The 13076-nt window shown below is 66.6% G+C and carries 14 protein-coding genes and 2 tRNA genes; 9 read left to right on the forward strand and 7 right to left on the reverse strand.

Going from position 1 to position 13076, the window contains the following annotated elements:
- Window positions 1-127 precede the first annotated feature (127 nt).
- A complete protein-coding gene (gene crp / locus DX03_RS01405; protein ID WP_038685793.1) occupies window positions 128-817 on the reverse strand; it encodes a cAMP-activated global transcriptional regulator CRP in 690 nt (229 codons plus the stop codon).
- A 147-nt stretch (window positions 818-964) separates the two neighbouring features.
- Between crp and speD the strand changes: the two genes are divergently transcribed.
- Complete coding sequence (gene speD / locus DX03_RS01410) at window positions 965-1759, forward strand: adenosylmethionine decarboxylase (RefSeq protein WP_025874620.1); 795 nt, start codon at window positions 965-967, stop codon at window positions 1757-1759.
- A gap of 188 nt (window positions 1760-1947) precedes the next feature.
- On the opposite strand, the gene coq7 is transcribed toward speD, so the two are convergent.
- Window positions 1948-2592 carry a 2-polyprenyl-3-methyl-6-methoxy-1,4-benzoquinone monooxygenase gene (gene coq7 / locus DX03_RS01415; protein WP_038685794.1) on the reverse strand — a complete coding sequence of 215 codons (645 nt, stop codon included), beginning with the start codon at window positions 2590-2592 and terminating at the stop codon, window positions 1948-1950.
- 184 nt (window positions 2593-2776) lie between these two features.
- Between coq7 and rplM the strand changes: the two genes are divergently transcribed.
- Both rplM and rpsI read left to right on the forward strand, forming a co-directional pair.
- Entirely contained in the window at window positions 2777-3205 is a 429-nt protein-coding gene (rplM, locus tag DX03_RS01420; RefSeq protein WP_038685795.1) for a 50S ribosomal protein L13, read from the forward strand.
- 2 nt (window positions 3206-3207) lie between these two features.
- Window positions 3208-3600: a 30S ribosomal protein S9 gene (gene rpsI, locus DX03_RS01425; RefSeq protein ID WP_017354549.1), complete on the forward strand. Its 393-nt coding sequence runs from the start codon at window positions 3208-3210 to the stop codon at window positions 3598-3600.
- Between the two features lie 785 nt (window positions 3601-4385).
- On the opposite strand, the gene DX03_RS01430 is transcribed toward rpsI, so the two are convergent.
- Together DX03_RS01430 and DX03_RS01435 are read right to left on the reverse strand one after the other, a co-directional pair.
- Window positions 4386-4460: transfer RNA gene (locus tag DX03_RS01430), tRNA-Gln, on the reverse strand.
- 51 nt (window positions 4461-4511) lie between these two features.
- Window positions 4512-4588 (reverse strand) — tRNA-Met (locus tag DX03_RS01435).
- A 119-nt stretch (window positions 4589-4707) separates the two neighbouring features.
- On the opposite strand from DX03_RS01435, the gene DX03_RS01440 reads away from it, so the two are divergent.
- The 3 genes from DX03_RS01440 to bfr all read left to right on the forward strand — a co-directional run bounded on the left by DX03_RS01440 (window position 4708) and on the right by bfr (window position 6310).
- On the forward strand, window positions 4708-5331 hold the full coding sequence (locus tag DX03_RS01440; RefSeq protein ID WP_038685796.1) for an RNA pyrophosphohydrolase: 624 nt from the start codon (window positions 4708-4710) through the stop codon (window positions 5329-5331).
- A gap of 138 nt (window positions 5332-5469) precedes the next feature.
- On the forward strand, window positions 5470-5679 hold the full coding sequence (locus DX03_RS01445) for a (2Fe-2S)-binding protein (RefSeq protein ID WP_038685797.1): 210 nt from the start codon (window positions 5470-5472) through the stop codon (window positions 5677-5679).
- A 160-nt stretch (window positions 5680-5839) separates the two neighbouring features.
- On the forward strand, window positions 5840-6310 hold the full coding sequence (gene bfr / locus DX03_RS01450) for a bacterioferritin (RefSeq protein WP_038685798.1): 471 nt from the start codon (window positions 5840-5842) through the stop codon (window positions 6308-6310).
- A gap of 1 nt (window position 6311) precedes the next feature.
- Here the strand turns inward: bfr and DX03_RS01455 are convergent, their stop codons facing one another.
- From DX03_RS01455 to DX03_RS01465, 3 genes are read right to left on the reverse strand one after another with little or no spacing between them, the layout of a single operon-like run.
- The gene (locus DX03_RS01455) at window positions 6312-8585 is read right to left on the reverse strand and encodes a hybrid sensor histidine kinase/response regulator (protein WP_244880162.1); all 2274 of its coding nucleotides are present in this window, start codon (window positions 8583-8585) and stop codon (window positions 6312-6314) included.
- 47 nt (window positions 8586-8632) lie between these two features.
- Window positions 8633-10519, reverse strand: a complete 1887-nt coding sequence (locus tag DX03_RS01460; protein WP_425598290.1) for an EAL domain-containing protein — start codon at window positions 10517-10519, stop codon at window positions 8633-8635.
- Window positions 10520-10540: 21 nt separating this feature from the next.
- Window positions 10541-11170: a DUF4126 domain-containing protein gene (locus tag DX03_RS01465; RefSeq protein ID WP_038685800.1), complete on the reverse strand. Its 630-nt coding sequence runs from the start codon at window positions 11168-11170 to the stop codon at window positions 10541-10543.
- A 183-nt stretch (window positions 11171-11353) separates the two neighbouring features.
- On the opposite strand from DX03_RS01465, the gene DX03_RS01470 reads away from it, so the two are divergent.
- Genes DX03_RS01470 through erpA form a run of 3 tightly spaced genes read left to right on the forward strand, consistent with a single transcriptional unit; the run spans window position 11354 to window position 13009 of the window.
- Window positions 11354-12106, forward strand: coding sequence for a DUF6776 family protein (locus DX03_RS01470; RefSeq protein ID WP_038685801.1), 753 nt, complete (start codon window positions 11354-11356; stop codon window positions 12104-12106).
- Window positions 12107-12110: 4 nt separating this feature from the next.
- Entirely contained in the window at window positions 12111-12572 is a 462-nt protein-coding gene (locus tag DX03_RS01475; RefSeq protein WP_038685802.1) for a bactofilin family protein, read from the forward strand.
- Between the two features lie 47 nt (window positions 12573-12619).
- A complete protein-coding gene (gene erpA / locus DX03_RS01480) occupies window positions 12620-13009 on the forward strand; it encodes an iron-sulfur cluster insertion protein ErpA (RefSeq protein WP_038685803.1) in 390 nt (129 codons plus the stop codon).
- Window positions 13010-13076: the final 67 nt, after the last annotated feature.

The raw sequence follows: 13076 nt of genomic DNA on the forward strand, positions 1-13076 counted from the left end.
GTGGGCAGTCCGAGCCCGGCGGGATGCCGGGTGGGGTGTCTAATAGCGTGCCGGGTGGCATGGGGGAGCTGACCGGGTAGCCGACCAGGTAGCCGACCAACGGTCGGCTCTACCGCGCGCGCGGGGGTTAGCGGGTGCCGTACAGGACCACGGTCTTGCCGCGGGCATGCAGCAGGCCGTCGGTCTGCAGCTTCTTGAGCACGCGGCCGGCCATTTCACGCGAGCAGCCGACCAGCCGGGCCAGTTCCTGGCGCGACACGCGCAGCTGGGTGCCCTGCGGGTGGCTCATGGCCTCCGGCTCGCGGGACAGGTCGTGAAGGGTGCGCACGATACGGTCGGTAACGTCCAGGAACGCCAGCCGGCTGGCCTTGCGGCTGGTGTCCAGCAGGCGCTTGGAGATCTGCTGGCCCAGCGCATACAGCAGCCGCGGGGCATCGGCCGAGAGCGGGCCGAGGAACAGCTGGTGCAGGCGTTCGTAGCTGATTTCAGCCAGTTCGCAGGGGGTGCGAGTGCGCAGGATCACCTCGCGGCGGTCCGATTCGACGAACAGGCCCATCTCGCCGACGAACTCACCTGAACCGAAGTAGCCGAGGACCAGCTCACGATCGTCCTCTTCCTCAGCAATTATAGAGACCGAGCCACTGATCACGTAGTAAAGGGTGCCAGCCGGGTCTCCGGGGCGGAACACGTCGGTGCGGGCGGGATAGCGGCGACGATGGCTGTGGGCCAGAAACCGGTCGATGGTGGCGATATCCAGGGCCAATGGACTTGCGGCAAGGCGCACTGTTGACACGGTTGAGGCGCTCCCTTTGCTCATGAACAATTCACGGCTATGTGCCGCGAGCTTAACGATCCGATTTGTTAAGGGCAAACAAAGCACAGCTACTCGTGTCAATGCAAGTTTCGCCCCCGATCACTTTGCCCCATAATTCCCCCTTTCCCACCACTCACAGGATCGACCGCCGTGGTCAAGCCGTTGCCTCGCCTCAGGTTGCAGGGTTTCAACAACCTCACCAAGGCGCTGAGCTTCAACATCTATGACGTGTGTTACGCGCGCACCGAAGAGGAGCGTCAGCGTTACATTGAATACATCGATGAAGAGTACAACGCCGACAGGCTTACTCAAATCTTGACCGATGTCGCCGAGATCATCGGCGCCAACATCCTTAACGTGGCGCGCCAGGATTACGATCCGCAGGGTGCCTCGGTGACGATCCTGATCTCGGAAGAGCCGGTGATCGACAAGAAGCAGGCCGGCAAGGAGTTGATCTCCGACGCCGTGGTCGCGCACATGGACAAGTCGCACATCACCGTGCACACCTATCCGGAAACGCACCCGCAGGAAGGCATCGCCACCTTCCGCGCCGACATCGACGTGGCCACCTGCGGCGTGATTTCGCCGTTGAAGGCGCTGAACTACCTGATCGAGAGTCTGGAATCGGACATCGTGATCATGGACTACCGCGTGCGTGGCTTCACCCGTGATGTGAAGGGCAAGAAGCACTACATCGATCACAAGATCAACTCGATCCAGAACTTCCTGGCCAAGAACATCAAGTCGCGTTACGAGATGTTCGACGTCAACGTCTACCAGGAAAACATCTTCCACACGAAGATGCACCTGAAGGACTTCGACCTCGACCAGTACCTGTTCGAAGAGAAGGCCAAGAACATCTCCTTCAAGGAGCGCATGAAGATCGAGGCGCTGCTGCGTCGTGAGATCGAAGAGCTGTTCCACGGCCGCAACCTGGCCGAGTAAGGCGACAGGTGACAGCCGCCCGGGGCAACTCGTGGCGGTGCTGCACAGGCGGGACGGCCCCGCGCCGGGGTGCCAGGGTCGCGTAGAACCTGGCGCCACGGAAGCCAACCGAAGACGGTCCGGTGTGAAGACACCGGGCCGTTTTTTGTGTCTGGCCGCCGGTCGGGCCCCTCAGCCGGGACGGGAGGTCACACGCGATAGGCGATGGTCTTCATCACCTTGGAGGCCAGCGCCATCACCCCGGGGATCGGGAAGGGCAGCTTGCGGGCGCCGGCGTGTTCGGCGTGGTCGGCGTGCCGGGCCTCGTCGATCTTCATCACCTTGAGGATCTCGCGGCTGCGCAGGTCGGCCGGGGGCAGGGTGTCCAGGTGTTCGTCCAGGTGGGCCTCGACCTGGCGCTCGGTTTCGACCACGAAGCCCAGGTTCCAGCCGTCCCCGCGCAGGCCGGCGAGGGTGCCGATGGTGTAGCTGCCGGCATACCAGATCGGGTTGAACAGGCTGGGGCGGCTGTCCAGTTCGCGCAGGCGCTGGGCGCACCAGGCCAGGTGGTCGGTTTCTTCCTGGGCCGCTTCCAGCAGGTGGGCGCGGGTCTGTGCTTCCTGGGCAACGGCGGCCTGGCCGAAGTACAGGCCCTGGGCGCAGACCTCGCCGACGTGGTTGATGCGCATCAGGCCGGCCGCGTGGCGGCGCTCGGGGGTGTTCATCTGTACGTCGGGGGTGGTGTCGGCCGGGTAGGGGCGGCTGGCCGGCGGGTTGCCAAACACCGTGTCCAGGGCGCGCTGGGCTTCGGTCAGCAGGTGATCGAGCGGGGTGATCTGGCGGGTGGCGGTCATGGCGGGGTGGCAGCGTGCAGCGGGGGACCGTCGATTCTCGCCCCGTGGGCGCGGCGTGCCAAGCCGGGGCAGGGGGCAACTTGCAAGTGGCGGGGTTGGCCAGTACAATCCCGCCTCTTCACAACGCGTGGCAGAGTTCCGGCCGTTCAGCGCCGTAATGAGCCCGACCTACTTGAGTTCTTTCATGAGCACTTTCACTGCAAAGTCCGAGACCGTCCAGCGCGACTGGTATCTCGTCGACGCTTCCGGCAAGACGCTGGGCCGTCTGTCCACCGAGCTGGCCCGCCGTCTGCGCGGCAAGCACAAGCCGGTTTACACCCCTCACGTTGATACCGGTGATTACCTGGTTGTCATCAATGCAGAAAAGATTGTCGTCACCGGCAACAAGCTGCAGGACAAGCTGTATCACCGTTTCACTGGCTACATCGGCAACCTGAAGACCGAAACTCTGGCCCAGGCGCTTGAGCGCCACCCGGAGCGTGTCATCGAGACCGCCGTCAAGGGCATGCTGCCGAAGGGCCCGCTGGGCCGCGCCATGTACCGCAAGCTCAAGGTGTACTCGGGTTCCGAGCACCCGCACGCCGCTCAGCAGCCTCAGGTTCTGGATATCTAATCATGGCTATCACTCAAAACTACGGCACCGGCCGCCGCAAGTCCTCCACCGCCCGCGTGTTCCTGCGCAAGGGCGCCGGCAACATCACCGTCAATGGCCGTCCGCTGGACGAGTTCTTTGGCCGTGAGACTGCACGCATGATCGTGCGTCAGCCGCTGGAACTGACCAAGAACACCGAAAGCTTCGACATCATGGTCACCGCCGCTGGCGGTGGTACCACCGGTCAGGCCGGTGCGATCCGCCTGGGCATCGCCCGTGCGCTGGTCGAGTACGACGAAACCCTGAAGTCCGAGCTGCGCAAGGCTGGCTTCATGACCCGTGACGCCCGTGAAGTCGAGCGTAAGAAGGTCGGCCTGCACAAGGCACGTCGCGCCACCCAGTTCTCCAAGCGCTGATCCATCGCGCCTGGCGTGGGATCCTTCGGGATCCCGCTGGGAGGACAGCAAAAGCCCGGCTTCGGCCGGGCTTTTGTCGTTTGTGGGGGCCGATAGGGCCGGAGCGAGAGCGTCTGCTCTGCGTATCCGCTGGCTGGGTCGGCGCGGGTGGATTGTCGGGACACGCTGCAAGTCCCGCTCCGCGGCCCGGCCCAGCCGCTGGCGGCTGGGCGTTCGGGCGCTTGCGAGGCAGTGCCTCGCAAGCAAAGCGCCCTCACCCATGTAAGCTCCGTCGCCGCATCCATGCGGCTCAGGGTCCCGCCAACCCACCCGCGCCGACCCTCGACAGTTGGCTGGCGCGCATGGGAAGGGCGGGGCAAAACGGGGCGGGCGCCTGGGGATTTTGATCGGTAGTGCCGGCCGCTGGCCGGCAACCACGCAGGCCTTCCGCAGGCCGATGGCGTCGCTCGCGATGGCCGTGACCGCGATTCTGCTCTTCTATCCTCCGGCCGTTGGCCGCATTCGTGTCATCGCCTGGTTATCGCGGCGCATCCCCGCCGGCGATGGCGAACGCCACCTACCCACCCACCGGCACCCAGCGGCGCCCAGCACCCCTCACACCCCATCAGGCGAAGCAGCCCCCTTGGAATCCAAGGGGGCGCGCCGACAGGCGCGGGGATGTGGAGGTAAACGAGGTGGACCCCAACCTTGCTGCGCAAGGTTGGGGTGCTGGGCGCCATGCGCCCAGCTAACCGCACCAAATAAAACAAAAGGCCTGATCTTTCGATCAGGCCTTTTGTTTTATTTGGCTGCCCCGGATGGATTCGAACCACCGAATGCCTGAGTCAGAGTCAGGTGCCTTACCGCTTGGCGACGGGGCAATATGTGCGTGCAAGTATTGCACTTTTTCCCTACAAAACCAAGGGTTAACTTGGTGGCTATGGGTGGACTCGAACCACCGACCCCAGCATTATGAGTGCTGTGCTCTAACCGGCTGAGCTACATAGCCTAGGGAGCCGGTAATTCTGGAGATGTATCGGGGATCTGTCAACACTTTTTCATCACGCTTGTGAGTGGGCAGCGGGCGTGTCAAAGTCGGATCAGTAGATTTTTCTAGGAGTCCGCATCGTGATCGATCCGGACGGCTATCGACCGAACGTCGGTATTGTGCTGATGCGGGAAGACGGGCAGGTGTTCTGGGCACGACGTGTGCGCCGGGATGGCTGGCAATTTCCGCAGGGCGGCATGAATACCGACGAGACGCCCGTCGAAGCCATGTATCGCGAGTTGCACGAAGAAACGGGGCTGTTGCCCGAGCACGTCGAAGTCCTCGGAGCGACACCGGGTTGGCTGCGCTATCGGCTGCCCGCACGCGCCATCCGGCGCAATGAGAAGCAGGTGTGCATCGGCCAGAAGCAGGTGTGGTTCCTGCTGCGCCTGTCCGGCGACGAATCCCATGTGACGCTGGACCATACCGACAGCCCCGAGTTCGACCAGTGGCGGTGGGTGGATTTCTGGTACCCGGTCGAGCACGTGGTGATGTTCAAGCGCGGGGTCTATGCACGCGCGCTGCGCCACCTGGCGCCCTTGGCGCGTGGCGTGGCCGGCACCGGGGTGGAATCGATGCCCAAGTCGGCCCAGGAAGCCTGGATGCCGGGCAACACCGCCGGGCACGATCGGCCGCGCAAGCGCACGCCGCCCAAGCGGGGCTACTGGCCGCGGAAGGCCAAGGGCGACCCGGGCGCGCCGTGAGGGGGTGCGCCACGGCGTTCAGCCGTGGCTGGCCTGTCTGAACCGTATCGAGAATGATTCAGATACGAAATTGACAACCATTCGCATTTCTATTGGAATAGCGGCAGGCCCTTCCTGGCCTGCCTGCCGAGTCCGCACGTGTACGTTTGTATCTGCAACGGGGTTACCGACCACCAGATCCGTGAAGCCGCCCAAAGCGGTGTCGCGAGCGTGTCCGAACTGACGATGCGCACCGGCTGCGGCGCCACCTGCGGTTCCTGCCTGGACATGGCAGCCGACCTGCTGGCCAAGTTCAGCGCGACCCACGATCTGCCGCTGCCTGTGTTGGGCCTGGCGCAGGTCGCCTGACTGCCGGCTGGCGGCACGTAACAGAGATTTCTGCGGCGCCGGCCAGCGGCCGGCACTACCGGTGCAGGACGCCGGGCGCAACTGAGCACGATTCGCGTTTCTTCATGCCCCGGCGCGAAGCGCTACAGTGCGCGCGTTCACACGCAGCAGGAGCAGGCTCATGAAGGGCGACGCAAAAGTCATCGAATTCCTCAACAAGGTCCTCTACAACGAGCTGACCGCGATCAACCAGTATTTTCTGCACGCCAAGATGCTGAAGAACTGGGGCCTGAAAGAACTGGCCGATCATGAGTACAAGGAATCGATCGAAGAGATGAAGCATGCCGACATGCTGTCCGATCGCATCCTGTTCCTTGAAGGGCTGCCCAACTTCCAGGCGCTGGGCAAGCTGCGCATCGGCGAGAATCCCACCGAGATCCTGCAGTGCGATCTGGCGCTGGAGCGCGATGGCGTGGTCACGCTGCGCGACGCGGTGTCCTACGCCGATTCAGTAGGCGACTACGTGAGCCGCCAGCTGTTCGTGAAGATCCTCGATTCGGAGGAAGAGCACATCGATTGGCTGGAAACCCAGCTCGACCTGATTGAACGCATCAGCGAGCCGAACTACCTGCTGACCAAGCTGGACGACTGAGTCAGCCCTGCAGCGGTACGCGCAGGCCGTTCTGATACCCGGCCAGCGCGATCCGCGCGCGCGCGAACTCGGCGATGAGCAGCGCCACCGCCACGGCGGGGCGTTCCAGGGTGCCGGCGCGCGCGTCGTGTTCGATCCGGCGCGAGGCGGCCGACAGTGCCAGCGCGCCCACATTGGCGCTGGCCGACTTCAGGCTGTGCGCCAGCGCGCGCAGCTGATCCAGGTCGGCGGCCACCGAGGCATCCTGCAACTGGGTGATCAGCGCCGGGGTGTCGTCCAGGAACACGCCGATGATCTGCGCGGTCTGCGCGCCGATCACCTCTACCAGTTCATCGAGCACGCTGCTGTCCAGCACGGGCAGCGGGCTGTCATCGCTGTCGGGCATCACTGACGGCGGCAGTGCGGCGAACGACATGTCCGGCGCGCGCACCTCGGCAGGCGGCGCGGGCCACTGCGACGGGGCCGCGTTGCCTTGCCAGCGTTGCAGGCACGCCAGCAGCGAGGCGCGGTTGACCGGCTTGGACAGGTAGTCGTCCATGCCGGCCTGCAGGCAGCGCTCGCGGTCGCCGGCCATGGCATTGGCGGTCATCGCCACGATCGGCTGGCGCGCCGCGCCGGTGTCGGCTTCGTGCGCGCGCCAGCGGCGGGTGGCCTGGTAGCCATCCAGCACCGGCATCTGGCAATCCATCAGCACCAGGTCCACGCGCTGGCTGTGCAGGTGCTGTAGCGCCTGTTGCCCATCGGTGGCGGTCACCACGCTGCAGCCCAGTACCTGCAGCAGGCGCTGGGCAACGGCCAGGTTGACGCTGTTGTCTTCCACCAGCAGCACGCGCAACCCCAGCTGGGGGGACGGAGCGCTGTCGGTATCGGCCACCACCTCGGCCAGCAGCGGTGCCGGGCGGGCGGGGGCGATGGCGGGGCGGAGCAGGGCGTGCAGGTCGCTGTCGGCGGCGTCGCGCGGCAGCTGCAACGCGTCTTCCAGCAGCACCGACGCGAGGGGCTCGGCACCCTGCAGCCACACCAGCCTGGGCAAGGGGTCGCGACCGTCGCGCAGCACGGCCCGGTGCAGGGCGGTGGCGCCGTGGCGCAGGGCCTCGGTATCGGCAAGGACCCAGCTCAGCACCGGCTCGATGCCGGGGCGCTGCGGTGCACGCAGGATGTCCAGCGCGGCCGAGGCGCTTTCCACCACGTGCAGGCGCATGTCGTAGTGCTGAAGCACGCGGTCCAGGCGCTGGGCCAGCAGCGCGTCGGTACTGACCAGCAGCGCGCGGGTGGTGGTGGTGCCCAGGGCGGGCAGGTCGCCGATGACCTTCAGCAGCGGAATCTCGAACCAGAACGTGGCGCCATGGCCCGGCGTGGAGCTGACCCCGATGCGGCCATGCATCAGGTCGATGATGCGCTTGCAGATGGCCAGCCCCAGCCCGGTGCCGCCGTAAATGCGGGTGGTGGAGGCATCGGCCTGGCTGAAGGACTGGAACAGCCGCGACTGCAGGGCGGTGTCGATACCGATGCCGGTGTCGATCACTTCGAAGCGCAACTGGTGCTGGGCGCTGGTTTCACCCAGCCGCTGCACGCGCACGCGGACCTGGCCGCGTTCGGTGAACTTGATGGCATTGACCAGCAGGTTGCCCAGCACCTGGCGCAGGCGCACCGGGTCGCCGCGCACCGACAGGCGCACCGCCGGGTCCAGTTCCAGCGACAGCTTCAACGCCTTGGGATCGGCGCTGCGCTGCATCAGCTGGACCTGCCCTTCGAGCAGCTCGCGCAGGTTGAACGTGGTGATCTCCAGGTCCAGGCCCTTGGCCTCCAGACGGGAGTAATCGAGGATGTCATCGACGATGCGCAGCAGCTGCTGCGAGCTGACGGTGGCGGTCTGCAGCATCTGCCGCTGGTCGGCGCCCAGCTGGCCGCCCGCGATCAGGTCCAGCATCGGCAGGATGCCATTGAGCGGCGTGCGGATCTCGTGGCTCATGGTGGCCAGGAACTCGCCCTTGGCCAGCGCGGCAGCTTCGGCGGCCTGCTTGGCCTGCAGCAGTTCCTGTTCCAGCACGTCCTGCTGCTGCACCGCGTGCTGCAGCTGATCGCGCTCGGCCGCCAGCGCGTCGCCGCGGCGTTGCAGCTGCTGCAACCGTTGCTGGGTGTCGCGCCAGTGCTGCACGCAGCTCAGGCTGGCAATCACCGTCACCACGGCCGCCGCGGCGGCAATCAGCGACCACGGGCCGCGGCTGCCGATGGCGGCCATCAGTGCGGCGGTGCCTGCAACCGCGGCGGCCATGGCAGTCAGCCAGAGTGCGCGGGGTACCCGTCCTTGGGTGGTCGTCATCACAACACCGCGTTGTGGAAGTCGAAGTTCAGTTCACTGCCCGCCGACTGCACCATGTTGCCCTGGATGAAGTCGACCCCGCCCATCCACATCGCGGCGGCCGCCTGTGGATCTTCAATCTGTTGACCGATGATCTGCAGGCCGGCGCGGTGTGCGTTGTCGATGGCCGCACGCAGTTCGTCGCGGGTGCGCTGGTTGGCGTGGCTGCTGGAGAAACGCGCGGCCATGCGTACGTAGGTCAGGGGCAACTGGGTGAGCAGGGCGTTGGCTTCGCCGCCCGGTTCGAACTGGCTCAGGCAGAACCGCACGCCGGCCGCGGCCATGCGCGAGCAGAACTGCTGCAGGGTGACGGTATGGATCAGCGCGTCCGGCAGGCGGACGTCGATGACCAGCGCCTCGCCGGCGATCTGGCGGCGCGCCAGCGATTCCAGCAGCCAGTCGGCGAAGGCGTCGCGGGCCAGCGTGCGCAGCGACTGCGACACGAACAGGCTCAGCGGCTGGGTGGCATGGCGGTACAGATCGAGCAGGCCCAGCGTGTGGTCAAGCACCTGCTGGTCCAGGTCGGCGATCCGCCCGGCGGCTTCGGCAGCCGGAATCACCTGGCCGGCGGCGAGCACGGTGCCATCGGCCTGGCGCAGCCGCAGCAGCACCTGGTACTGGGCGGTATTACCGCCGGCGACGGCCACGATCGGCTGGTAGGCCAGTTCCAGCTGGCCTTCGAGCAGGGCCAGGTGTTCCTGCGCGGCGACATCTTCGCGGCGCACGTGCGCGGCCACACCGGCGCTGAGCAGGCGCGCCTGCAGGGTGGTGCGTTCCACCGCTTCCAGTGCGGTACCGGCGTCGCTGAAGCCCAGCGAGAGCTGCGCATGCCCGACCACGCCGCGCAGGTGCACCGACTCGTCGTCGCGGATCACGAAGGCGCGCCCGGACAACTGCTCACGCAGGTGCTGGGCCACGCCGTCCAGGCTTTCCTCGTCGATGCCGCGGGCCAGCACCAGGAAGCTGTTGTCGTTCAAGCGTGCCAACAGGTGCGGCTGCGCGCTGTCAGCCAGGCGCTGCGCGGCCTGCACCATCAGGCGCTCGAACGCGGCGTAGCCATAGCGTTCGCGCAGGCCCAAGGCACTGGCCACTTCGATGAAGAACAGGCCGCCATGGTCGCGGTGGGCCAGCGAGGCGGCCAGCTGCTGCATCACATGGTGACGGGTGGGCAGGCCGGTCTCGGGGTTGTTCATGGCCGGCGCGCCATTGGCGCCGGGCTGGGTGGCGGCCTGCGCACGCGCACGGCGGATCCGGTTGGAGACCGCGGCAATGAGATGGCGCGGACGGATCGGCTTGCTCAGGAAATCGTCGGCGCCACTGTCGAGCACTTCGAACTGGCGCTCCGGGTCCGGATCACCACTGAGGAATACGATGGGCAGCAGCTGCTGGCCGGGTTGCTGGCGGATCAGCGCGGTCAGGCGCATGCCGTCCAGGCCGGGCAGGTGCAGGTCCATCAGGATCAGGTCGGGGCGGTTGTCCGCGATGGCCTGCTGCACGCCTTCGGCGTCGCTGTGCACGATGGCCTCCATCCCGGCGCCGTGCAGCACGCTCTGCGCGAACAGGGCCTGGGAGCGGTCGTCTTCGACAATCAGCACCCGGTAGGGCGCATCCAGGCCCAGCGGCGCGGGGTCGTCTTCGCGTGCCTGCGGTGCCTGCGGTAGCGGCGGTGGGGCCGCTGCGATGGCTGCGGTAAGCGGTACCACGTTGCTCGGCGCGGCAGCGACCGGCGCGGCGCTGCCGACCCACCGTTGCCAATGGTCGGCGGGCGGGGTCTCAGCGCGTGTGGCGCGGGCGGATGCAACAACGTTGTCGGTGACGGCCATCAATACTCCCAGTCTGCGACGCAATTATGCCGTGCCTGGCTGTGCCTACGGTGGCAGCACGTCGCGATTCGGCAGCGCCCCGGGTCGCTCGGCGGCTTGCCCGAGCAACCAGCGCATGCCCTTCCACAATGTGCGCCACACCCACCACACCACCAGCGCGCCGATCAGGCTGCAGCCAACCACCAGGATCAGCGCCAGCCACGGGTGGGCCAGCGCCAATGCCAGCCCGCCCACCACCACGGTGTCTTCGGCAGCCGAGGCCACCCAGTTGCTGGCCGGTTCCGGTGAGGTGTTGAGCAGGGCGCGGGTACCGGACTTGAGCCCGTGGCTGGCCAGCGCCACCCCGGCCCCGGCGACCAGCGCGGTGCCGCTGAGTTCGCCGCCGGGTGACAGGGTGGCGGCGGCCAGGAAGGCACCGGCCGGCACCCGGGCCAGGGTCTGGACCAGGTCCCAGACCGAATCCACCCCGGGAATCTTGTCGGCGAAGAACTCGGCCACCGCCAGCACCGCCGAGGTACCCAGCACCCAGTACGATTCGGTGGCCTGCAGGGCCGGCGGCAGGTCCACCCAGCCCAGCAGCCCGGCCAGGCCCACGCCGAACACGGTCAGGTAGACGCGGATGCCCGCCAGCCAGGCCAGCAGGATGCCGACGACGAACAGATGGGCTTCGGTCATGACGCGCGCTCCGCCTGCAAAGTGTGCACAGGCCCACACTATCGGGGATGACGTCAATGAACGCCACCGCCGGCCACGCCCGCTGGCGCGTGAAATCGCCCGACCCTGATTTACACTAGCCAGTCGCTCGTTCCGACAGGGGCCGTGCCGGTATCGCCAAGCGCGCTGCCGCGGACAACCGCCATGAACTCTCCGACTCCATCGCGTATCCAGATCCGCCGGCCCGGCACGCCGCCCGTGCAGGATCGCCGCCGTCTGGCCATTCTGGCCGGGGTGTGGCTGGTCAGCGTCATCCTGGCCGTCCTGATCGGGCGCTGGACCGCCGGCCCCGGCGGGGATGCCGGCAAGCAGCTGGACGCGGCGCAGGCGCGCGCGGAAAGCCTGAACAAGCAGGTGGTCGAGCTGCAGCAGCGCCAGGCCACGCTGCAGGCGTCGGACCGCATCAGCCGGGCCGCCAACAATGAAGTGCAGACCTCGCTGGGCGAGCGCGACGAGGAAATCGCCGGTCTGCGCGCGGACGTGGCCTTCTACGAGCGTCTGGTGGGGGCGACCAGCCAGCGCAAGGGCCTGAACACCCATTCGGTCGAATTCAGCCCGGAAACCGGCGGCACCTGGCAGTACGCGGTGGTGCTGACCCAGAACCTCAATCGCGGTGCGATCAGCCAGGGCCAGATGCGGTTTACCGTGGAAGGCGTCAAAGGCGGCAAGCTGACCTCGGTCAGCTGGGACGAGCTGCACCAGCGCACCAAGGTGCCGGGCCAGGACTATTCCTTCCGGTATTTCCAGCAGCTCACCGGCAGCATCATCCTGCCGAAAGACTTCACCCCGCAACGTGTGCGGGTCACGCTGGGATCGGGCGCGGGGGGCGCCACCCAGGTTTTTGATTGGAAGCAGGCCGGCGCACCGGCAGCACCATCGGCGAAAGAAGGGGAGTAAGCCCATGTTTGGCAGCAACAAATCCAACCGCGACGGACATCTGGTCGTGGACGCGCTGATCGGCGCACAGGTGGTGATCCGCGGCGACGTGGAGTTCAGTGGGGGCCTGTATGTGGAAGGCACCATCCTGGGCAAGGTCATCGCCGCGGAGGGGGCAGCCAATGCCACCATCACCCTGGCCGAGCAGGGCAGCATCGAGGGCGAGATCCGCGCCCAGGTGGTGGTCATCAGTGGCCGCCTGGACGGCGACGTGCACGCCACCGAAAAGGTGGAGCTGACCCCGACCGCGCGGGTCTCCGGCAACATCCACTACCAGGTGGTGGAGATGAACGCCGGCGCGCAGCTGACCGGTCGCCTGATCCACGGCAGCGCGCAGATGGCCGCATTGCCGCCGCCGGCCGACGACACCGCCGGCAAGGGCAAGGACGGCGCAGCCCGCAAGAAGCTGGCCGAGGCCATGGCCTGAACGGCTGACAGCTTGAAAGCGTGCCCATGCGCCCCCATGCTGGGGACATGAGCACGCTTGTTTCCCTGCCCGGCGCACCTGTCGCCGCGCCGAACTACCAATCGCTGGACCGTCCCCTCAACTTCACCGAAGCCGCTGCGGCCAAAGTGAAGGAACTGATCCAGGACGAGGCCAGTACCAGCCTTGCCTTGCGCGTGTACATCCAGGGCGGCGGCTGCTCCGGCTTCCAGTACGGCTTCGAGTTCGATGAGAACCGCGCCGAGGATGATCTGGCGGTGGACACCAACGGTGTCACCCTGCTGGTGGATCCGCTGAGCCTGCAGTACCTGATGGGCGCCGAGGTGGACTACACCGAAAGCCTGACCGGCGCGCAGTTCGTGATCCGCAATCCGAACGCCAAAACCACCTGCGGCTGCGGCAGCAGTTTCAGTATGTGATCTGCGTGGCGCTGCCGACCACACCGGTCGGCTGGCGCTTGCCACTGTGATCGAATGTGGGCAGGCT

The sequence above is a fragment of the Stenotrophomonas rhizophila genome, from assembly GCF_000661955.1.
In the GTDB taxonomy this organism is placed as follows: Bacteria; Pseudomonadota; Gammaproteobacteria; order Xanthomonadales; family Xanthomonadaceae; genus Stenotrophomonas; species Stenotrophomonas rhizophila.